The sequence below is a fragment of the Pseudomonas sp. IC_126 genome (assembly GCF_004331835.1).
Lineage (GTDB): Bacteria > Pseudomonadota > Gammaproteobacteria > Pseudomonadales > Pseudomonadaceae > Stutzerimonas.
The window spans coordinates 847,989-868,298 of the sequence record NZ_SJSS01000002.1; the positions used below are offsets into that span (position 1 = coordinate 847,989).

Genomic DNA, 20,310 nt, shown 5'->3' on the forward strand with positions numbered 1-20,310 from the left:
GTTAGCGGCCTCTTCGCCTCAACGACGCGTAGCCCAATAGCAGTACGCAAACGATGATCAGCGGCCAGGAGCGCCATTGCAGGTATGGCGTCAGTCCCTGCATGGGCGTGACTTCGCCGTAGAGTACGGCTTCTTCGAATGCCGGAATCTGCTCGACGATACGGCCCTGCGGGTCGATCAGTACCGTGATGCCATTGTTGGTGGCGCGAATCATCCAACGTCCGGCTTCCAGCGCGCGCATCTGCGCCATCTGCAAATGCTGCAATGGACCGATGGAATGACCGAACCAGGCGTCGTTGCTGACGGTGAGCAGGATGTCGCTCTGTGCCGCGAGGCTGGCGGCGAACTCAGGGTAGACGACCTCATAGCAGATGAAAGGCGCGATCTGATAACCCTTCGCCTGCAGCAATGCCTGCCCTGGCGAGCCACGGGCAAAATCGGACATCGGCAAATCGAAGAAGGCGATCAGGCCGCGCAACAGGTCCTGAAGGGGCACGTATTCGCCAAAGGGCACCAGTTTCTGTTTCAGATAGGTGCCTTGCGCATCGCCAGTGGTGGTCAGACCGTTGTAGTAGCGCAGTTCGCCGTCGGTGTTGGGCTGGCGCACCGGCACCCCGGTGATCAGCGCCGACTGCCGTTGTTGGGCGAATCGATTCATCATCGTCAGGTAGCCATCGGCGTGCTCCTTAAGGATGGGTACCGCGGTTTCGGGCCAGACGATGAGGTCGGTAGAGCGGCTGTGGAAGGTCATGTCGCGGTAGAGCAGCAGCTGCATCTCGAGTTTCTTCGGATCCCATTTGATGCTCTGCGCGACGTTGCCCTGCATTGCAGCAACCGTGAGCGGCTCGCCCTTGGTCTGCGTCCAGGCGTGTTGTCCGATGCCCATCGCGCCGCCCCAGAGCGCCACCAGGATCGCCAGCGAGCCGATCAGCGCACTTTTACGGGCAAACAGTCGAGGCAGTTCGATCAGCAATGTCGCCGTCAGCACGATGGCGAAGCTGAGCAGCCAGACCCCACCAAGCGGTGCAAGCGCCGCCAAGGGGCCGTCGAGTTGGCTGTAGCCGGCATAGAGCCACGGAAATCCGGTCAGCACCCAACCACGCAGCGCGTCTAGCGCCAGCCACAACGCGGCGAACGTCAGGGCGCTGAGTAGCGGCGCGTGTTGTGGCCGCAGCCAGCGCGACCAGAGCCAGCCGAGCAGGGCGAAGAACAATGCCAGGCCGGCGACGAAGCCCAGCGTCAGCGCGCCCGCCAGCACAGGCGGCGCCGCACCGAAGTCATGAATACTGACGTAAACCCAGCTCACGCCTGAGGCGAACAGGCCGAAGCCGTAGCACCAGCCGCGGCCAGCCGCCTGCTTTGGTGTCAGCTCGCGCAGGCCCAGGTAGATCAATCCGATCGACAGCAGAGCCAGCGGCCAGATATCGAAGGGAGCGAGCGACAAGGTTGTCAGGGCGCCGGCGGCTAGCGCCAGCAGGTTACCCGGCCAGCCGGAGCGGGTTATCCAGTGCATCGGAATCCTTTAAAGACGATAAATCTGAAAGACGACAGAAGTGCTGGAGGCGGGACGATAGAAGCAGCTTGAGGCCGAAAGCTTGAAGCTGGAAGGAAAAGCTTGACGGCACTGATACAACAATCCCGGCACTGATTCGCTTCCAGCTTCCAGCTTCCAGCTTCCAGCTTCAGCCGCTGATCCGGCTGACTCTCAGCATATGCACCCGGCGGCTGTCAGCGTTCAGTACCCGGAAGCGGAAACCGTCGATCTCGGTGACTTCGTTACGCTTGGGGAGATGACCAAAGGTGCTCATGACCAGTCCTGCAACGGTGTCGAATTCCTCGTCGGGAAATTCGCTTTCGAAGAACTCATTGAAACTGTCGATCGGCGTCAGCGCCTTGACCAAGAAGTCGCCGCTGGGCAATGGGCGGATGTAACTGTCTTCTTCGATGTCATGCTCATCTTCGATGTCACCGACGATCTGCTCCAGCACGTCTTCGATGGTCACCAGGCCGGCGACTCCGCCGTATTCGTCGATGACGATGGCCATATGGCTGTGGTTGGCGCGGAATTCGCGCAGCAGCACGTTGAGGCGCTTGGACTCCGGCACGAAGGTGGCGGGGCGCAGCAGGTCCTTGATGTCGAAATTCTGGTGGTCGTCCTGCAGGATCAGAGGAAGCAGATCCTTGGCCAGCAGTACGCCGATCACTTCGTCGAGGCTGTCGCCGACGACCGGATAGCGCGAGTGCGCGGCGGAAATGATCGCCGGCAGGAACTCCTTAGGCGTCTGGTCGGCCCGGATGCTCATCACTTGCGAGCGCGGCACCATGATGTCACGCACCTGTAGATCAGCGACCTGAATGGCGCCCTCGACGATGGCCAGCGCTTCGTTGTCTAGCAGTTTGTTCTGATGGGCACCGCGCAGGACCTCCAGCAGCTCCTCGCGGTTTTTCGGCTCTTGGGCAAAAGCCTGGGTGATTTTCCCAAACCAGGACTTCTGCCCGTTGCTCGATTGGTCTTCGCTCATGTCTTTGACTCGATGGTCCTTGCAGTTGCCCGTACGGGCTATTCGGTGGCGTAGGGGTCGGCATGACCCAGTTCCGCCAGTAGGTGGCGCTCGATGCTTTCCATTTCTTCGGCTTCGTCGTCGTCGATGTGATCGTAGCCGAGCAGGTGCAGGCAGCCGTGAATGACGAGATGCGCCCAGTGCGCCTGCGGCGTCTTGCCCTGTTCGGCCGCTTCGCGCTCGACTACCGGTACGCAAATCACCAGATCGCCCAAAAGCGGGATATCCAATAGCGGAACGCCGCCCGGCCCGTCCGGCACATCAGCGGGAAAGGAAAGCACGTTGGTGGCGTAGTCTTTCTGCCGCCAGGTGCGATTCAGCTCCTGGCCCTCGGGTTCGTCGACCAGGCGAATGGTCAGCTCCGAATCCCCGCTGCGCTGGCGCAGCGCCAGCTCACACCAGCGGCGCAGGTCCGCTTCATCAGGCATCGCGCCGTTGCTGGCGCATTGCACGTCGAGTTCAATCACTGTCGCGGTCCTGGGCGTTGCGCTTGCCCGGCTGGGGCTGCTTGTCCTCGAAGGCCTCGTACGCCTCGACGATGCGCTGCACCAGTGGGTGACGCACCACATCCTTGGGTTTGAAATGAGTGAAGCTGATGCCGTTGACGTCCTTGAGCACCTCGATCACGTGGGCCAGGCCGCTCTTGGTGCCGCGGGGCAGGTCGACCTGAGTAATATCGCCGGTGATCACGGCGGTCGAGCCGAAGCCGATACGCGTCAGGAACATCTTCATCTGTTCCAGCGTAGTGTTCTGGCTCTCATCGAGAATGATGAAGCTGTTGTTCAACGTCCGGCCGCGCATGTACGCCAGCGGTGCAATCTCGATCACCTGTTTTTCGATCAATCGCGCCACATGTTCGAAGCCGAGCATTTCGTAGAGCGCGTCGTACAGCGGACGCAGATAGGGGTCGATCTTCTGTGCCAGGTCACCCGGCAGGAAGCCCAGCTTTTCACCGGCCTCGACCGCCGGACGCACCAGAAGAATGCGGCGAATCTGCTCGCGTTCGAGGGCATCGACGGCACAGGCGACGGCCAGATAGGTCTTGCCGGTACCGGCCGGGCCGATGCCGAAGTTGATGTCGTTGTCGAGGATGGATTGCACGTAGCGCTGCTGGTTGGCACCGCGCGGGCGAATGTTGCCCTTGCGCGTGCGCAGCGAGATGTTCGGCGTGGTGGAAGGATTGGCAAACTCCTCCATGCCCGATTCCTGCAGGAACAGATGAACCATGTCTGGCGAGAGCTCGGTGCTCTTGGTCTCGCGATACAGGCGGCGCAGAAGGTTTTCGGCGGATTTCGCCACATCGGCTGGTCCAATCAGTTCGAACTGATTGCCACGGTTGCGGATCTCCAGCTCGAGGCGTTGCTCGATCAGACGCAGATGCTCGTCGAACTGACCGCATAAATTGGCGAAGCGGTTGGCTTCAAAGGGCTCGAGGGTAAAACGATGAGGCTCTGTAGGGGCGTTCAAGGGCTTTTGATTGACCTGCTTTGATAAGGGGTTGGGTGAGAATAGCGCCGCGCAGCAAAAAAAGCAGCGGCCGAAAGCAGCTGTAAAAAGTCGAAAGATGATTAAAAACGCTGGAAGCTGGAGGGCTGGACGAAAAAGTCGCGGTGACGCAGGGCAGTGAAATCCGCCGAACGGAACTGGCTTCGCACATGCCTGGCGGGTTTATCGGCCCTCCGGTTTTTCCCGTAGGGCCGAAACGCAATAGCGCCGACTCGCTCCGGATTCAGCCGATCAAACTACCGCGCAACGAATGCGGCAGGGCATCGTCGATGTAAACCTCGACGAACTGACCGATCAGGCGGGGATTGTCGCAGCGGAAGTTGACGATGCGGTTGTGCTCGGTGCGGCCCTGGAGCATGCCGGGGTCTTTCTTGGAATAGTCCGTGACCAGGATGCGCTGGGTGGTACCAGCCATCCGTCGGCTGTTTTCGAAGCCCTGCTGGTTGATCCGCTGTTGCAGGATCGCCAGGCGCTGCTTCTTCACGTCTTCCGGGGTCTCGTCGACCAGATCCGCCGCTGGTGTACCGGGGCGCGAGCTGTAGACGAAGGAGTAGGAGAAATCGAAGCCGACATCCTCGATCAGCTTCATGGTCTGCTCGAAATCCTTATCGGTTTCGCCCGGGAAGCCAACGATGAAGTCAGAGCTGATCAGGATGTCCGGAACGGCGGCCTTGAGCTTGCGGATGCGCGATTTGTATTCGAGCGCGGTGTGGTTGCGTTTCATGCCGGCGAGCACGCGGTCCGAGCCGGACTGCACAGGCAGGTGCAGGTACTTGACCAGCTCCGGCACCTCCGCATGGGCCTGGATCAGGGCATCGGAAAACTCCAGCGGATGGCTGGTGGTGTAGCGAATACGGTCGATGCCGTCGATAGCCGCCACTACACGTATCAGCTCGGCCAGATCGGCTGTTTGCCCGTCATGGGTTGCGCCACGGTATCCGTTGACGTTCTGGCCGAGCAGCGTCACTTCGCGGACGCCGTTCTCGGCCAGGTGAATCACCTCGGCGATCACGTCGTCGAAGGGGCGGCTGACCTCTTCGCCGCGGGTGTAGGGCACCACGCAGAAGGTGCAATATTTACTGCAGCCTTCCATGACCGAGACGAAGGCGGTCGGGCCGTCAACGCGCGGCTCGGGCAGGCGATCGAATTTCTCGATTTCGGGGAAGGAAATATCGACCTGCGGCTGTTTCGTCGTGCGCGCCGCGTCGATCATCTCCGGCAGGCGATGCAGGGTTTGCGGGCCGAAAACGACATCCACGTAGGGCGCACGGTCGCGAATCGCCGCGCCTTCCTGGCTCGCCACGCAGCCGCCGACGCCGATGACCAGTTGCGGGTTTTCCAGTTTCAACTCACGCCAGCGACCCAGCTGAGAAAACACCTTCTCCTGCGCCTTTTCGCGAATCGAGCAGGTGTTGAGCAGAATCACGTCGGCATCCGCCGGATTCGCAGTGATTTCGAGGGGTTGCTGCTCACCCAGCAGGTCTACCATGCGCGAGCTGTCGTACTCGTTCATTTGGCAGCCGTGGGTTTCGATATAGAGCTTGCGGGTCATGTTACGGGCCGGCGTTGTGCAAAAAATGACCGGCGATTATAGGCGCAGGACGGGGGCGAGAAAAGCGCAAGAAAGAACAGGGGAGCTTCAAGCCACAGGCTTCAGGTAAAAGCGGAAAAGCTTGACCGTGTTTAGGCGCTGGCCCGAATACTGATTCGCTCGCAGCTTGCTATTCGCCCGCCGTTTGCAAATCCATCAAATAGTCGCGAAAGATCTGTCCCAAGACTTGGGTGGCGATTTCCAATTCGTCGCGGCGCATCTGGGCGGAGACGCGATCAGCGGTGTCCAGCGCGTCTTCCGCGCCGTTGACCGCCGACATCTTCAGTACCACATAGGCCTGTACGTTGTTGGCCGGCACACCTTCGCCGCGAAAGAACATTACCCCGAGCCGGTGCTGAGCCAAGGCGTGCCCCTGCAGCGATGCCTGCTCGAACCAGTGCAGCGCCTTGGCCAGGTCGCGCGGCGCGCGTCGGCCATCGTAGTGGTACTCGCCGAGCTCGTATGCCGCTTGCAGATCGCCTTCGCCAGCGGCCCGCTCGCACGCGCGCAGGGCTTCGTGCATTTCTTCCGGCACGGTATTGAGGGCGCAGCGTGAGGTTGCGGGAATCAGCAGCGAATTGCCGCCCGCCATGGCCAGCATGGGCGAGAGAAGCAGCAGGCAGCCAAGGGCGAGGCTGCGACCGGTGCGAGTCATGGATCAAAGCGCCTCGGAGATCAGGGCGGTGATTGAAGGTCCGGCTCAAAACGAGCCGACGGTCACATTATGGATAAGCCGTTGCCGGCTTACAAAGGCTTTGATCGCGCCTGCCGAGCTTTTTACGCGGGCGCGCTGCCCACCTCGCGAGGATTGCCGGTGAGATTGAGCAGCAGCCAGGCTGTGACCGGGCAGGCCAGCGCAAGCCAGAGTTGCTGATAAGCACCGAGCGGGTTGGGTCCGATCGACAGCCCGGTCCAGGGCAGCGCGATCAGTATCAGGGCGCCGCCGACCACGCCAGCGCTGGCCTGCAGGCGCGTGGGCCATTGCAACAGGCCTGCGTAAAGCACCAGCAGCGCGCTGATCAGACCCAGTGCGAGCTCATAAGACGCGCTCCAGCCGAGCTGCCTGGCGAGTTCGAAAAAGGCACATAGCCCCAATACGATTCGGCCCCAGTTCGGGCGGCTCCAACGCCATCTGCGGCTGAGGGTCAGCGCCGCCATGCCGACCAGCGGTAGCCCGAGCAGTATCGTCGCCTGCAATAACCAGCGCTCTGCTTCGAGGGTGTCGTGGCCAAGCGCCAATCTCGCCACGGCACAGGCACCCGTTCCGGCGGCCATGCTGAAGGCGAGCAGGGCGCAGAACAGCGCTGGCTGCTCCGGCTCGTCATAACCGCGGCGGGCTTTACCGATCCAGACTGCGCTGGCCAGTGCGGCCAGCGTCAATAGGGTGGCTTGCAACAGCTCGGGCATCGGGCTCACTTCAATCGGGCGAAGGCGCGCTCGGCGGCATCGAGGGTTATCTGCAACTCCTTATCGCCATGGGCGATGGAGGTGAAGCCAGCTTCGAACGCGCTGGGCGCCAGGTACACGCCGCCATCGAGCATGGCGTGGAAGAATTGCTTGAAGCGCTCGGCGTCGCTCGCCATCACATCTTCGAAGGTGACGATGCCGTCCGCGTCGCTAAAGTACAGACCGAACATGCCGCCCACCTGAGTGGTGACGAATGGGATGCCGGCGGCCACCGCGCGCTCTTTCAAGCCTTTCAGCATGCGTGTGGTGTAGTCGGTGAGCTCGGCATGAAAGCCCGGGCGTTTGATCAAATTCAGCGTGGTCAGGCCGGCAGCCATAGCCAGCGGATTACCTGAGAGCGTGCCGGCCTGGTAGACCGGGCCCAGTGGTGCGATACGTTCCATGATGGCGCGCTTGCCGCCAAAGCAGCCGACCGGCATGCCGCCGCCGATGATCTTGCCGAAGGTGGTCAGATCCGGGGTGACGCCATAATGAGCCTGCGCGCCGCCGAGCGCGACGCGAAAGCCGGTCATCACTTCGTCGAAGATCAGCACCACGCCGTGCTTGTCGCATTGCTCGCGCAGCCCTTGCAGGTAACCGGGCGCCGGCGGTACGCAGTTCATGTTGCCGGCAACCGGCTCGACGATGATGCAGGCGACCTCGCTGCCGACCTCTGCGAGCATTTGCTCGACTGCGGCCAGGTCATTGAACGGCAGCGTCAGGGTGTGCTTGGCGAATGCCGCCGGCACGCCTGCGGAGCTGGGTACGCCCTGGGTCAGCGCGCCCGAACCGGCCTTGACCAGCAGGCTATCGGAATGACCGTGGTAGCAGCCCTCGAATTTGATGATGCTGTCGCGGCCGGTATAGCCGCGAGCCAGGCGGATGGCGCTCATCGTCGCCTCGGTGCCGGAACTGACCATGCGCACCATCTCCATCGACGGCACCAGGCTGCAAACCAGTTCGGCCATTTCGGTTTCCATGGCCGTCGGTGCGCCATACGACAGGCCGTGCGCCAGCTGACGGCGTACCGCGTCGAGGACTTCCGGATGGCTGTGGCCGAGAATCATCGGACCCCAGGAACCGACGTAATCGACATAGCGCTTGTCATCCTCGTCCGTGACGTATGCACCTTCGGCGTGCTTGAGAAACAGCGGCGTGCCGCCGACGCTGCGGAAGGCGCGCACCGGAGAGTTGACACCGCCTGGGATGTGATTCTGGGCGCTGGCGAAGAGGGTTTCGGAACGGGACATGCGTGGCCTCTCGGAAATAGAGAAAAATACAGAGTGGACTGGCGCGGCGGCCGCTGCCAATGACACCGATCAGTTACCGGCGAACAGCTCGCTGAATGCCCGCGCGCGGCGCTCGACCTCACTGGCCGAATCCGTTGCAAACAGCGCGTGTACCACGGCAACCAGGCTGGCGCCGCGAGCGATCAGGTCAGGTGCGTTCTCCAGTGTCACGCCGCCGATCACGGTGATCGGTTGGCTGAAGCGCTGGCGTGCCTGTTCGAGCATTTCCGGGGTGGCGGCCGGGGCGCCGGGCTTGGTGTTGGAGTCGAAGAATCTGCCGAAGGCGACATAGCTCGCACCTTCGTCGATTGCCTGTTCGGCTAGATCCAGCCGCGCATGGCAGGTTGCGCCGATGATCGCCTGACGGCCCAACAGGGCGCGGGCAGCGGACAGCGAGCCGTCTCCCTGGCCCAGATGCAGGCCGACGTCGAGGCGCGCGGCCAGTTCGGCATCGTCGTTGATGATCAGTTGCGCGCCATGGCGATGGCAGAGGTCGCGCAATGCTTCGGCTTCGCGTAGGCGCCGGGCCGCGTCATCGGATTTGTCGCGGTATTGCAGCAGGCGCGCACCGCCCCTCAACGCCGCTTCGGCGTACGGCAACAGGCGCCCATCGGCCAGCAGCTTGCTGTCGGTGATGGCGTAGAGGCCGAGCAACTTGGTGCCTTTCATGGCAATCCTCCAATCAGGCCATATCCAACGGCAGGCGACGGGGAATGTATTGCCCGCGCCCCGGCGCTTCGGCATCGCGCAAGGTGCGCCATGTGTAATCCAGGGCGGACTTCACGGCGCTGACGATGTTTTCGCCAAGAGCCAGACGGCCCGCGAGCGCGCTGGCCAGGGTGCAGCCGGAGCCGTGATAGCTGCCCGGCAGGCGCTGACAGCTGAAGTCGTGACGGTCGCCGTCGCGTGAATACAGGCGGTTATGCACTTCGGTCTCATCGCCATGTCCGCCGGTGATCAGCAGATAGCGAATGTAGGGCAGCAATTTCTCCGCGCATTCATCGGCGCTGCCTTCGGGCAGTCCGGCGAGAATTCGCGCTTCCGGCAGGTTCGGGGTCGCGATGGTCGATACGGGGAAAAGGCGCTCGCGCATGGCATAGCCAACTTCATCCTTGCCCAGCGCGCCGCCGCCGCCGGCACGCAGCACCGGGTCGCAAACCAATGGCACTCCGGGCAGTTTCTGCATGATTTCAATGACGGTCTCGACCATTTCCACCGAGCCGAGCATGCCCAGTTTGACCGCGGCAACCGGCAGGTCGGCGATGACGGCGTGGGCCTGAGCCAACACCCAGTCGCGATCCAATACCCGGAAATCAGACACGTCGACGGTGTCCTGCACGGTCAGCGCAGTGACGGCCGGGGCTGCGTGGCAACCCTGGGCGATCAGCGCCTCGATGTCCGCCTGCAACCCGGCGCCCCCGCTCGGGTCGTGGCCGGAAAGGCAGAGAACGACAGGACGGGAGCAAGGGCCGGACATCGATGGGTTCCCCGAATACAGAGTGTGATGGCGCTAGGCAGCCAGATTTAAGGCGTGCGAGCTTATCACCAATCGACCCGTGCGGCTTGCCTGGGCGACCGTGGCGCGTGCAGTGTGACGCCAGCAGAACGCGGCGTGCCGGTCTGCTGGATCATGCTAAAGTGCCATCCATTTCGAGTGGCGCATGTTTTAGGGGAGCCGGGTTCTCCTGGCGCGGCTTGGCGGGGCGTTCGCAGTTATGCGCCAGATCTTGTTATTCCTATTCAGTCTGCTGCCGGCATTGGCCGGCGCTGTCGACTTCGACGATAAAACCCGGCGTCTTCCGCTGGGTCAGGTCATGGCCTTGCTGGAAGATCCTGAGCGGGACGCCAGCATCGAGGAGGTGCTCGCACGCGACGCGGCCGGGCACTTCGTCCGTCATGACGAGGACGTGCTCAACGCCGGTTATTCGCGTTCAGCGTTCTGGCTGCGCATCGACCTGCATTACCGAACCGATCGACCCCATGGGCCTGGACGATGGTGGCTGGAGCTGGCCTATCCGCCGCTGGATCATCTGGATCTGTATCTACCCGACGGCCAGGGCGGCTACCGTCTGGCGCAAGCGAGTGGCGACGCGCTGCCTTTCGGCGAGCGGCAAATCCAGCACCGCAATCATTTATTCGAGCTGGAACTGCCGCCCAATCAGCCGCAGCGGATCTATCTGCGACTGGAAAGCCAGGGTTCGATCCAGGTTCCGTTGACCCTGTGGGCGCCAGCGGCTTATCTGGAGGCGCAATCGGCACACATCTATATGCTGGCAATCATCTACGGCGCGCTGCTGGTGATGCTGGTCTACAACCTGTTTATCTTCCTCAGCGTGCGTGATCGCAGTTATCTCTACTACATCTTCTATATCGCCTCGTTCGGGCTGTATCAGGTCTCGGTCAATGGGCTAGGCGTCCAGTTTCTGTGGCCGGATTCGCCGTGGTGGGCCAATGTCTCGACACCGTTCCTGATCGGCGCGGCGGGCGTCTTCGGTTGCCAGTTCGCCCGTAGTTTCCTGCGCACGGGCAAGCACAGCCCCTGGATCGACACCGCGTTATTGATGTTGGTGGGGTTAGGCGCGCTGACCATGGTGCTGTCGCTGACCGCCAGTTATGCGCTGGCGCTGCGGTTGGCGACGTTCATGGCGCTCTGGTTCATCCTGGTCATCTTCGTCGCCGGTAGTGTCGCCTGGTACCGTGGCATGCGGGTCGCGCGCTATTTCATGATTGCCTGGACGACCTTTCTGATCGGTGGGCAGATCAATACGCTGATGGTGCTGGGCTATCTACCGCACAACTTCTTCACCATGTATGCCGGGCAGATCGGCTCGGCGATCGAAGTGGCTCTGCTGTCGCTGGCATTGGCCGACCGCATCAATGCGATGAAGGAAGAGCGCGCCAAGGTGCTGCAGGAGACAGGTCGCAAACTTGAGGAAATGAACCGGGAACTGGCCGAAAGCAACCGACTCAAGGATCAGTTTCTGGCTAACGTAACCCATGAGTTGCGTACGCCGATGCACGGCGTTCTTGGCAGCCTCGACCTGATGCGAACGCTGGAGCTGAGCGGCGAACTAGAACAGTACCAGCGCATCGCAACCGGCTCGGCGCGCGACATGATGCGATTGGTTAACGACATTCTTGCGCTGACCGAACTGCAGGCCGGCAAGTTGCAGCTGCGCAACGAGTCGTTTGGTGTGCGTGCCATGATCGACGAGCTTGACGTGATCTACGGCGCCCGAGCGACGAAGCGTGGATTGACCTTCTCGATCGAAACCAGCAGCGAGCTGCCTCGTATCCTGGTGGGTGATGCCGGCAAGCTGAAACAGAGCCTTGGCTATCTGCTCGACAACGCCATCAAGTTCACCCTGACGGGCAGCGTGACGCTGGCGCTGGCCGGGCATGACGACGGGGAATCCGGGTTCGTTCTTGCGGTGGACGTGATCGATACCGGCGTGGGTTTCGAAGCGCCGGCCGATGGCTCGCTTTATCAATATTTCCGCCAGCTCGATGGCAGTATGACTCGGCCCTATGGCGGCTTGGGCATCGGCCTTTCGCTATGCCGACAGCTGATCGAGCTGCAGGGCGGCAGTATTTCCTGCCAATCCACGCCTGGCCGCGGCACTCACTTCCAGGTGCGCGTGCCGCTGCAGGTTGCCTGAACGCTTCCGCCCATCATCCGGTGGCCATGCCGTGCGTGTTCGCGCGCGTGGTTTGGCTGAAACCCCGCTTTTTCCCGGCAAACATGCGTGCTTCACTTCTTCTCGCGGGCCGACAAGATGCCGACTCGCATCGACCCGGCGAACTGTGAAGGTAGCTGAGAACGCATCTTCAATCAGGTCGTCGCCACTTCGCCTGCCGAGGAAATCCGCCATGAGCCTGCACCAGTACGCTGAAACCCACGAGGTGCTGAACCAGGTGCCGCCGCTCGATGGCGCCAACCTGTACCGGCTTGACCTGCCGTTGCAGCAATGGGTGCATCGCTACCATGGCGGCTGGGCCGAGTCACGGTTGGATGCCTACGGCGCGCTGGCCGGCGGGCCGCTGATGGCCGCAGGCTTTCTGGCCAATGAGAACAAGCCGGTTTTCAAGAGCCATGACCGCTATGGTCATCGCATCGATGTGGTGGAGTTTCATCCCGCCTATCACGAGCTGATGCGCACGGCTATCGCCCATGGCATCACGTCGCTGCCCTGGACCGACCCGCAGCCCGGCGCCCAGGTGGCCCGCGCGGCGCTGATGTACCTGCACAACCAGACCGAAGCCGGCAGCAGTTGCCCACTGACCATGACTTACGCCAGCGTGCCCGCGCTGCGCCTGCAGGGAGAGGTGGGCGACCTCTGGTTGCCGAAAATCCTCAGCCTGGAATACGACCCGCGCAACCTACCGATGGAGCAGAAGGCCGGAGTCACCATCGGCATGGCGATGACTGAAAAGCAGGGCGGCACCGATGTGCGCGCCAACACCACCCGCGCCCACCCGGTTGGCGCTGGCGGCCCGGGACAAGCCTACGAGCTGGTCGGGCATAAATGGTTCTGCTCGGCGCCGATGTGCGACGCCTTTCTGACCCTGGCGCAGACCGACCAGGGCCTGTCCTGTTTTCTGCTGCCGCGCCATCGCCCCGACGGCAGCCGCAACCAGTTCTATATCCAGCGACTGAAGAACAAGCTCGGCAACTGGGCTAACGCGTCCAGTGAAGTTGAATACCGCGGCGCCCTGGCCTGGATGATCGGCGAGGAAGGGCGCGGTGTGCCGACCATCATCGAGATGGTGTCCTCGACCCGCTTCGATTGCATGATCGGCTCCAGTTCCTTGATGCGCCAAGCTCTGACCCAGGCCATGCACCATTGCACCCATCGCAGCGTCGGCGGGCGGGCACTGATCGAACAACCGCTGATGCGCAACGTGCTGGCTGACCTGGCGCTGGAAAGCGAAGCCGCGCTGGCGCTGACCATGCGCATGGGTCGTGCTCAGGACAATCGCCAGGATGAACAGGAAGACAAGTTCGCGCGTCTGGTCACTGCCATCGGCAAGTACTGGATCTGCAAGCGCGCGCCGGAAATGATCGCCGAAGCCGGCGAATGCCTGGGCGGCGCCGGTTACGTCGAGGAAACCATCCTGCCGCGGCTGTACCGCGAGGCGCCGGTCAATTCCATCTGGGAGGGCTCCGGCAACGTGCAATGCCTGGACGTGTTGCGCGCCCTGTCGAAAGAGCCGGGCGTGCTCGAAGTGCTGTTCGCCGAACTCGGCGACGGCCACGGCGATGCGCGTCTTCAGGCGCATATCGCCAGGCTGCAAACAGCCTTCCGCGACACCGACGACATCCAATACCGCGCCCGACAGCTCACCGAAGACGTAGCCGTCGCGCTGCAGGCCAAGCTGCTGCTGGAGGCCGGCAACGCGGCGGTGTCGGATGCGTTCATCGCCAGTCGACTGGAAGGACGCGGGCGGGTATTCGGCACTTTGCCGAGAGGGCTGGATATCACGGCGTTGTTGGCGAGGAGTGCGCCGTTTATTGATTGACTGAGCCGCAGCGATGCGGCGCGATGGGAGAGCGGGTGTGAGGGACGGCAGTGCTAACTGCATGCTCGCCGATAAACAGTCGGCCGTTGCCGCTACCGCTGTCATCGAACAGCAGGCAAGATGTTTTCAACGACTGAACAAGGAAACCCACCATGACTCCAGCAGGCGAAGCCTTTCGCGTTGCCACCAGCGCCGAAGCGGCGGTGGATTATCTTGCCGAGCTGCACGAGCACGCCACCGCTTCATTGCACCAGGCGCTGAAGCGTTACGTGGCCAGCCGCAGCGAGCCGAGTGCGGCCGAGCGCGCGTTGTTCCGCTATCCCGAATTGCGCTTGACCTACGAATGCCACGGTGAGGTGCCGGCATCCACTCGCGCCTATGCCAAGGTGCAGGCGCCAGGCGTCTACAGCGTTACCGTGACTCACCCGGCAGCGTTTCGCAGTTACTTGCTCGATCAGCTGCAGCCGTTGATGCATGACTTTGGCGTGAAGGTGGAAGTCGGGATCAGCGACCGCAACATCCCCTATCCCTATGTGATCGAGCAGGGCGACGAGCTGGCCGGCTCCGGCGTGACTGCAGCTGAACTGGCGCGGGTATTTCCCAGCACCGATCTGTCCGCCGCCACCGATGACATCGCCGACGGGCTCTATGACTGGGAGCACGCCGACCCTTATCCGCTGGCGCTGTTCGACGGTGCGCGGATGGATTTCTCGCTGCGCCGGCTGGTGCATTACACCGGCAGCGACTGGCGGCATGTGCAGCCCTGGATACTGCTGACCAACTATCACCGTTACGTCGACCAGTTCATCCGTCATGGCCTAGACATGTTGCGCGACGACACCCGTTTCGTGCGCATGGTGCTACCGGGCAACATCATCATCGAGCGCGGCATGGAAGAGGGCGAGGCTCAGGCGATCATCGGCGGCGTGCTCTGGCATCGCTACCAGATGCCGGCCTACCACCTGATCGCCGAGGATGGCGACGGCGTCACCCTGGTCAACATCGGCGTCGGTCCTTCGAACGCCAAGAACATCACCGATCACCTGGCTGTGCTGCGCCCCCATTGCTGGCTGATGATCGGCCACTGCGGCGGCTTGCGGCAGTCGCAATCGATCGGTGACTACGTGCTGGCCCACGCCTATATGCGTCGAGATGGCATCCTCGACCGGGTGCTGCCGCCGCACATTCCGCTTCCGGCACTGGCCGAGGTGCAGCAAGCGCTGCAGGAGGCCGCCGCGCAGGTCACCGGCGACAAGGGCGAGGCGCTGAAGCGGCGTTTGCGCACCGGCACCGTGCTGACTTACGACGACCGCAATTGGGAGCTGCGCTGGGCGCAGGAGCGGCCGTTGATCAACCTGTCGCGAGCCGTGGCGGTGGATATGGAAAGCGGCACCATCGCCGCTCAGGGCTATCGCCTGCGTGTGCCTTATGGGACGTTGCTATGCGTGTCGGACAAGCCGTTGCACAGTGAGATCAAACTGCCGGGTTCGGCCAATGCCTTCTACGAGCGCGCCGTCACCCAGCATCTGAAGATCGGCATCGCCGCGCTCGACTTGCTGCGTAATCAGCTCAACTCGCTGCACTCGCGCAAGCTGCGCAGCTTCGACGAGCCGCCGTTCCGGTAGGGGCAGCGGCAAGCGCAGCCACAAAAAAGCCCGAGGTCAGCTCGGGCTTTGCATTTCTCTACTTCTGCATTCGTTAATGCAGCGCGCGCACCATGTATACGGCGGGGATCTGGTAGCTGGCCAGGTTGCTGGCCTGCGGCTGATCCAGTTCGTCATGCGCGGCGTAGCCGAGGCGGGCCCAGAACGCTTCTGAATCCTGTACCGAAACCAGTGCCGAATAACGCAGCTGCTGGGTTCGGGCCTGTTCCAGATTCTTCTGCACCAGCGCCGGGCCGATGCCACGACCGCTGGCGCGACGGGATACGGCGAGGTCGTGCAGATAGAGGCAATCTGCTTCGGCGTGGGACTGGAATTCGCCGTCCAGCGGCGTCACCTTGCCAACCCGCGAATGATAGGCGAAGAGGTAGGCGCAGACGCCGAGGGTATCTTCAGCGACCCAGGCCAGTTGCGGGCACGCGGCAAGGCGGGCGCGGATCACCGCTTCGTCTTCAAGGACTTCGGCGGCATAGGATTCTTCCTGAATCGACATCACGGCAGGAATATCGCGCACCTGCATCGCTCTCAACTTGAACATCTTGGTTACTCGAACGGGCTCGGGCCGGCTGTGCGACCTGCAACGGGCCGGCGATCATACGCGATCGGCAGAGCAGGGGTGAGCCAGGCGACGAAGGACGCGGCGGCACGATGCCGCACATGACACAGCCGTGTCGCTGTCGTCTCGAAGGGCATCAGCGCAAGCGGCAGGCGGTCGGCCGACGCGAACTCGCGACTGACGGCATCGCGTTTTGCGGGCATAATTCATCGTTAGTTAGCTAGCTATCCCTCTGGTCTTCTCTTTGAACAATTCACCCCAGCCGTTGCTCGGCGTCCTGCTCATTCTCGTCTCGTGCCTGGTCCTTGCCACGCACGACGGGCTGTCCAAGCACTTGACGCTGCTTTATCCGGTGTTCCTGGTCATCTGGGCGCGCTACATGGCGCAGACGGTGCTGATGGCCGCGCTGTTCGCGCCGCGCATGGGGCGCCGCGTGTTCCATACGCTACGGCCCGGATTGCAGTTATGCCGTGGCTTGAGTCTGGTGAGCGTGAGCATGTTGTTCATCAGCGGCCTGAGTTTCATCCCGCTGGCCGAGGCCACGGCGGTGATCTTTCTGACGCCGTTGCTGGTGACCATCGCCTCTGCGTTGCTGGGGGAACACGTCAGCCGCAGCCAGTGGCTGGCGGTGGGTTGCGGGCTGATCGGGGTGATGATCATCGTGCGGCCAGGCGGGGCGCTGTTCACTCCGGCGATCCTGCTGCCGTTCGGCGCGGCGGTCAGTTTCACGCTCTACCAGCTGGTTACGCGTCGGCTCAGCGCCACCGACCATCCGGTGACCAGCAATTTCCTCACCAGTGTGGTCGGTAGTCTGGTGATGAGCGTGCTGGTGATTTTCAACTGGCAGACACCAACCCTGCACGACGCTTTGCTGATGGCCGCGCTCGGCGCCATGGCAATGAGCGGCCACCTATTGCTGACCAACGCGTTCCGTTTCGCCAGCGCGGCGACCCTGGCCCCCTTTACCTATGCGCAGATCATCTTCGCCGGTGTCGTGGGCTTCTTCGCCTTCGGCCACGTACCGGATCTCGGCGCGATCCTGGGCATGACTATCATCATTGCCAGCGGCCTATGCATGGCCTGGGTGCAGGGGCGCGCACCGCGCCCCCGCCTCTGATTACCGCAGCGGATGTGCCGTCGGGCCTTCCACGTAGCTTCCAACATCGACTAACAAGGGCGACTCGACCCTTGCGTGCTTTATTCAGGAAAAATCATGCAAAGAATTTCTCATCACACCCTGCGCAACGAATTCCGCCAATTGCTGGCCTCTAACCGCTGTTACCACACCGCTTCGGTGTTCGACCCGATGTCGGCGCGTATCGCTGCCGACCTCGAATTCGAAGTCGGCATCCTCGGCGGCTCGGTCGCCTCGTTGCAGGTGCTGGCGGCGCCGGACTTCGCGCTGATCACCCTGAGTGAATTCGTCGAACAGGCCACGCGCATCGGTCGCGTGTCGCGCCTGCCGATCATCGCCGACGCCGATCACGGCTACGGCAACGCGCTCAACGTGATGCGCACGGTGGTCGAGCTAGAGCGCGCCGGAATCGCCGCGCTGACTATCGAAGACACCTTGCTGCCGGCCAAATTCGGCCGCAAGTCCACGGACCTGATCGGCATGTTCGAGGCGGTCGGCAAGATTCAGGCGGCGCTCGAAGCGCGTATTGACCCCGCGCTCGCCATCATCGCCCGCACCAACGCCGGGGTGATCGGCCTGGAAGAGGTGATCGCCCGGGTGCAAGCCTACGAGGCGGCGGGTGCCGATGGCATCTGTCTGGTCGGCATCGAGGATTTCGAGCAGCTTGAGCAGGTTGCGGAAAAACTCAGCGTGCCGTTGATGCTGGTGACGTACGGCAACCCGCGCCTGCGTGACAACGAGCGGCTGGCTGCGCTTGGCGTGCGCATCGTGGTCAACGGTCACGCCGCCTACTTCGCGGCGATCAAGGCGACCTACGACTGCCTGCGCGAACAACGTCAGATCGACGCATCGGATCTCAACGCATCGCAGCTCTCGGTCAAATACTCGACCGCCGACGAATACATGGCTTGGGCTGAAGACTTCATGCAGGTTAAGGAATAACCGCTGCGCCGCTCTTTCATCGCTCGGGGAATTCAATGAGCCCACGCCTGCTGACCTTCATGGTGGCTTTCGCCGCGTTCCTCGGGCCGTTCACCCAGACCGTCTACGCGCCGATTTTGCCGGAGCTGGGAGCGGCGCTGGAGACTACGCCGCTGATGATCAACCTCAGCATCTCGATCTTCACCTTCGTGCTGGCGTTCATGCAGATCGTCTACGGCCCGCTGGTCGACCGTCGAGGTCGCAAGCGCACGCTGCTGGTGGGGCTGGCGATCTATGTCGGCGCTTCGCTGGGCTGCTTCCTGGCGCCGAATATCGAGATGCTGCTGCTGTTTCGCGCGCTGCAGGCGGTGGGTATCGCCGCCGGTGCGGTGGTGGCGGTCACGGTGATTGGCGATCGTTTCGAAGGGGCGGAGCGTGGTCGGGCGATGGGCTCGTTTCAGATGATGGTGGCGCTGGGGCCGGTGGTCGGCCCGGTGGTGGGCGGCTTCGTCGGCGAACACCTGGACTTCCATTTCGTGTTTCTGCTGCTGGCGGTGGTCGGCGCCGCCGCACTGCTGACCAATGCCATCTGGCTTCAGGAAACGCGCCCCGTCGGGGCCACGCCCAAGGCTTTCCATCCCGCCGACTATCTGGATGTGCTGCGCAACCATCAGGGGCTGGCGATCATGCTGCTGAGCTTCGTGCAGTACTACGCCTTCTATAACTACCTGGTGTTCATGCCGCGTGTGCTGGACACCAGCTACGGCCTTAGCGCCAGCGAAAAGGGCTTGGTCTTCCTGCCGCTGTCGATTGCCGTGGTGATCGGCAGCTTCGCTGGCGGACGGTTACTGGGACGCTGGCGGGCCCGCCCGACGTTGCTGGTGACGGCCGGGTTGAATGTCCTCAGTGTGCTGCTGTTTCTTGCCGTTGCGCAGTGGTCGCTGGCGGCGCTTGTCGTGGCGGTGAGCGCGTTCGGATTGTTTCTCGGTCTGTCGCTGCCAGTGCAGACCAGTCTGCTGATGGATCTCTACCCAAACAATCGCGCCACCGCCGTTGGCAGCTACAACTTCTTTCGTTTCATGGGTATGGCCACCGGACCGGTGCTGGGCTCCTGGCTGTTTCAGCATGGGCATCTGGGGCTGCTGTACGGCTTCGCGGCCGCGGTCTTCCTGGTGGCGGTGCTGCACGCGCAAAGGCGCTTTCGCTAGTGCAGACCTCAGGGCTCGCTCAGAACAGCTGGCGCTCGGCCTTGAACATAAGAAAGCCCTCGCAGTGAGCGTTCAGCCCCGAGTACACGCCGCATTGGTCGCCGCTCAGGCTGGAGTCGGTATAGGACAGGTTCAGATCCATGCCGAGCAGCGGGCGGGACAGGTTCAGTGACCAGTCGTTGAAGACGCGCACGCTGCCGCCGGGGTGATACATGGGGCTGTCCATCGAGTGGCTGGCGTACTTCAGGCGAACCCCAACATCGAATGGCTGAACCGATCCCAGCTCCAGGAACAGCGTCCCGTCGGTGCGCCCCGGCGCGCTGCGTAGCGCGCCTCCCAGGCGGCTGCCGACCAGGTTGATGCCGGCGTAGTACTCGTGACGATCGTGGTTCTCCAGCTCTGGAAAGCTGTAGCGGATCACGCCCAGCTCGAAGCCGAGCGTGTCGTCAAGGCGCGGCTGGGCATAGCCGACGTAGCTATTGAGCTCCAGCTGACTGCCGTCAAGAATGCCCATGCTCGGCGCCCATTGCCCCATGTACAGGCCGCCGGCGTGGGTCAGGTCCAGCCCGCCGCGAAAGGTGCCGGCGGCGGTCGGGTTGACCAGGCCTTGCGCCATGCTCCGGGTCGGTGCAGTGCCGAGCTTGAGGTCGAACGCCCCGACCTCGTGTTCGACGACGTCCGGTTGGCTGGCGCATCCGCCCAGAGCAAGCGCCAGGGCCGTCAGGATATTTTTGTTCATACACCGTTTCGCTGGTGGATAGTTGTGCCAGCCGTACGTGCGCAAGGGCGTAATGCAGAGCGGGTGCGGTTCGGCTTGGCCATCGATCGGCTGGAAAGGGTAGTGCATGCCTTCGCGACTCAAGCCCCGCTCGTCGTTTTGACGCCAAGCAAACGACAGGCGGTGCCGAAGGATGAT

18 protein-coding genes and 1 pseudogene are annotated in these 20,310 nt (G+C 62.6%); 6 read left to right on the plus strand and 13 right to left on the minus strand.

Features of this window, described 5'->3' with window-relative positions:
* Position 1: 1 nt before the first annotated feature.
* The 10 genes from lnt to E0D86_RS09245 all read right to left on the minus strand — a co-directional run bounded on the left by lnt (position 2) and on the right by E0D86_RS09245 (position 9,870).
* Positions 2–1,513, minus strand: coding sequence for an apolipoprotein N-acyltransferase (lnt, locus tag E0D86_RS09200; RefSeq protein WP_131649702.1), 1,512 nt, complete (start codon positions 1,511–1,513; stop codon positions 2–4).
* Positions 1,514–1,682: 169 nt separating this feature from the next.
* Positions 1,683–2,522 (minus strand): HlyC/CorC family transporter, encoded by an 840-nt coding sequence (locus E0D86_RS09205; protein WP_131649703.1) that lies wholly within the window; start codon positions 2,520–2,522, stop codon positions 1,683–1,685.
* 38 nt (positions 2,523–2,560) lie between these two features.
* Positions 2,561–2,989 carry an rRNA maturation RNase YbeY gene (gene ybeY / locus E0D86_RS09210; protein WP_218568018.1) on the minus strand — a complete coding sequence of 143 codons (429 nt, stop codon included), beginning with the start codon at positions 2,987–2,989 and terminating at the stop codon, positions 2,561–2,563.
* A gap of 31 nt (positions 2,990–3,020) precedes the next feature.
* Entirely contained in the window at positions 3,021–4,028 is a 1,008-nt protein-coding gene (locus E0D86_RS09215; protein ID WP_131649705.1) for a PhoH family protein, read from the minus strand.
* A gap of 262 nt (positions 4,029–4,290) precedes the next feature.
* On the minus strand, positions 4,291–5,619 hold the full coding sequence (miaB, locus tag E0D86_RS09220; RefSeq protein WP_131649706.1) for a tRNA (N6-isopentenyl adenosine(37)-C2)-methylthiotransferase MiaB: 1,329 nt from the start codon (positions 5,617–5,619) through the stop codon (positions 4,291–4,293).
* A 169-nt stretch (positions 5,620–5,788) separates the two neighbouring features.
* Positions 5,789–6,313 (minus strand): tetratricopeptide repeat protein, encoded by a 525-nt coding sequence (locus E0D86_RS09225; RefSeq protein WP_131649707.1) that lies wholly within the window; start codon positions 6,311–6,313, stop codon positions 5,789–5,791.
* Between the two features lie 122 nt (positions 6,314–6,435).
* On the minus strand, positions 6,436–7,065 hold the full coding sequence (locus E0D86_RS09230) for a hypothetical protein (protein ID WP_131649708.1): 630 nt from the start codon (positions 7,063–7,065) through the stop codon (positions 6,436–6,438).
* A 5-nt stretch (positions 7,066–7,070) separates the two neighbouring features.
* Entirely contained in the window at positions 7,071–8,354 is a 1,284-nt protein-coding gene (hemL, locus tag E0D86_RS09235; protein ID WP_131649709.1) for a glutamate-1-semialdehyde 2,1-aminomutase, read from the minus strand.
* Between the two features lie 69 nt (positions 8,355–8,423).
* Positions 8,424–9,062, minus strand: coding sequence for a thiamine phosphate synthase (thiE, locus tag E0D86_RS09240; protein ID WP_131649710.1), 639 nt, complete (start codon positions 9,060–9,062; stop codon positions 8,424–8,426).
* A 13-nt stretch (positions 9,063–9,075) separates the two neighbouring features.
* Entirely contained in the window at positions 9,076–9,870 is a 795-nt protein-coding gene (locus tag E0D86_RS09245) for a hydroxymethylpyrimidine/phosphomethylpyrimidine kinase (protein WP_131649711.1), read from the minus strand.
* A 238-nt stretch (positions 9,871–10,108) separates the two neighbouring features.
* On the opposite strand from E0D86_RS09245, the pseudogene E0D86_RS09250 reads away from it, so the two are divergent.
* The 3 genes and pseudogenes from E0D86_RS09250 to amn all read left to right on the plus strand — a co-directional run.
* Positions 10,109–12,040 (plus strand): annotated as a pseudogene (locus tag E0D86_RS09250) (7TM diverse intracellular signaling domain-containing protein); the annotation flags it as partial.
* A 223-nt stretch (positions 12,041–12,263) separates the two neighbouring features.
* Entirely contained in the window at positions 12,264–13,913 is a 1,650-nt protein-coding gene (locus E0D86_RS09255) for an acyl-CoA dehydrogenase family protein (protein ID WP_131649713.1), read from the plus strand.
* Positions 13,914–14,065: 152 nt separating this feature from the next.
* Positions 14,066–15,538 (plus strand): AMP nucleosidase, encoded by a 1,473-nt coding sequence (gene amn / locus E0D86_RS09260; RefSeq protein ID WP_131649714.1) that lies wholly within the window; start codon positions 14,066–14,068, stop codon positions 15,536–15,538.
* Positions 15,539–15,611: 73 nt separating this feature from the next.
* Here amn and E0D86_RS09265 read toward each other — a convergent pair whose 3' ends face one another.
* Positions 15,612–16,094: a GNAT family N-acetyltransferase gene (locus tag E0D86_RS09265; RefSeq protein WP_131650037.1), complete on the minus strand. Its 483-nt coding sequence runs from the start codon at positions 16,092–16,094 to the stop codon at positions 15,612–15,614.
* A 23-nt stretch (positions 16,095–16,117) separates the two neighbouring features.
* Positions 16,118–16,333: a hypothetical protein gene (locus tag E0D86_RS09270; RefSeq protein ID WP_131649715.1), complete on the minus strand. Its 216-nt coding sequence runs from the start codon at positions 16,331–16,333 to the stop codon at positions 16,118–16,120.
* Between the two features lie 41 nt (positions 16,334–16,374).
* On the opposite strand from E0D86_RS09270, the gene E0D86_RS09275 reads away from it, so the two are divergent.
* The 3 genes from E0D86_RS09275 to E0D86_RS09285 all read left to right on the plus strand — a co-directional run bounded on the left by E0D86_RS09275 (position 16,375) and on the right by E0D86_RS09285 (position 19,394).
* Positions 16,375–17,247 (plus strand): DMT family transporter, encoded by an 873-nt coding sequence (locus tag E0D86_RS09275; protein WP_131649716.1) that lies wholly within the window; start codon positions 16,375–16,377, stop codon positions 17,245–17,247.
* Positions 17,248–17,343: 96 nt separating this feature from the next.
* The gene (locus E0D86_RS09280; protein WP_131649717.1) at positions 17,344–18,207 is read left to right on the plus strand and encodes an oxaloacetate decarboxylase; all 864 of its coding nucleotides are present in this window, start codon (positions 17,344–17,346) and stop codon (positions 18,205–18,207) included.
* Positions 18,208–18,242: 35 nt separating this feature from the next.
* Positions 18,243–19,394 carry an MFS transporter gene (locus tag E0D86_RS09285; protein WP_131649718.1) on the plus strand — a complete coding sequence of 384 codons (1,152 nt, stop codon included), beginning with the start codon at positions 18,243–18,245 and terminating at the stop codon, positions 19,392–19,394.
* Positions 19,395–19,413: 19 nt separating this feature from the next.
* Here E0D86_RS09285 and E0D86_RS09290 read toward each other — a convergent pair whose 3' ends face one another.
* On the minus strand, positions 19,414–20,133 hold the full coding sequence (locus E0D86_RS09290; protein WP_131649719.1) for a TorF family putative porin: 720 nt from the start codon (positions 20,131–20,133) through the stop codon (positions 19,414–19,416).
* Positions 20,134–20,310 lie beyond the last annotated feature (177 nt).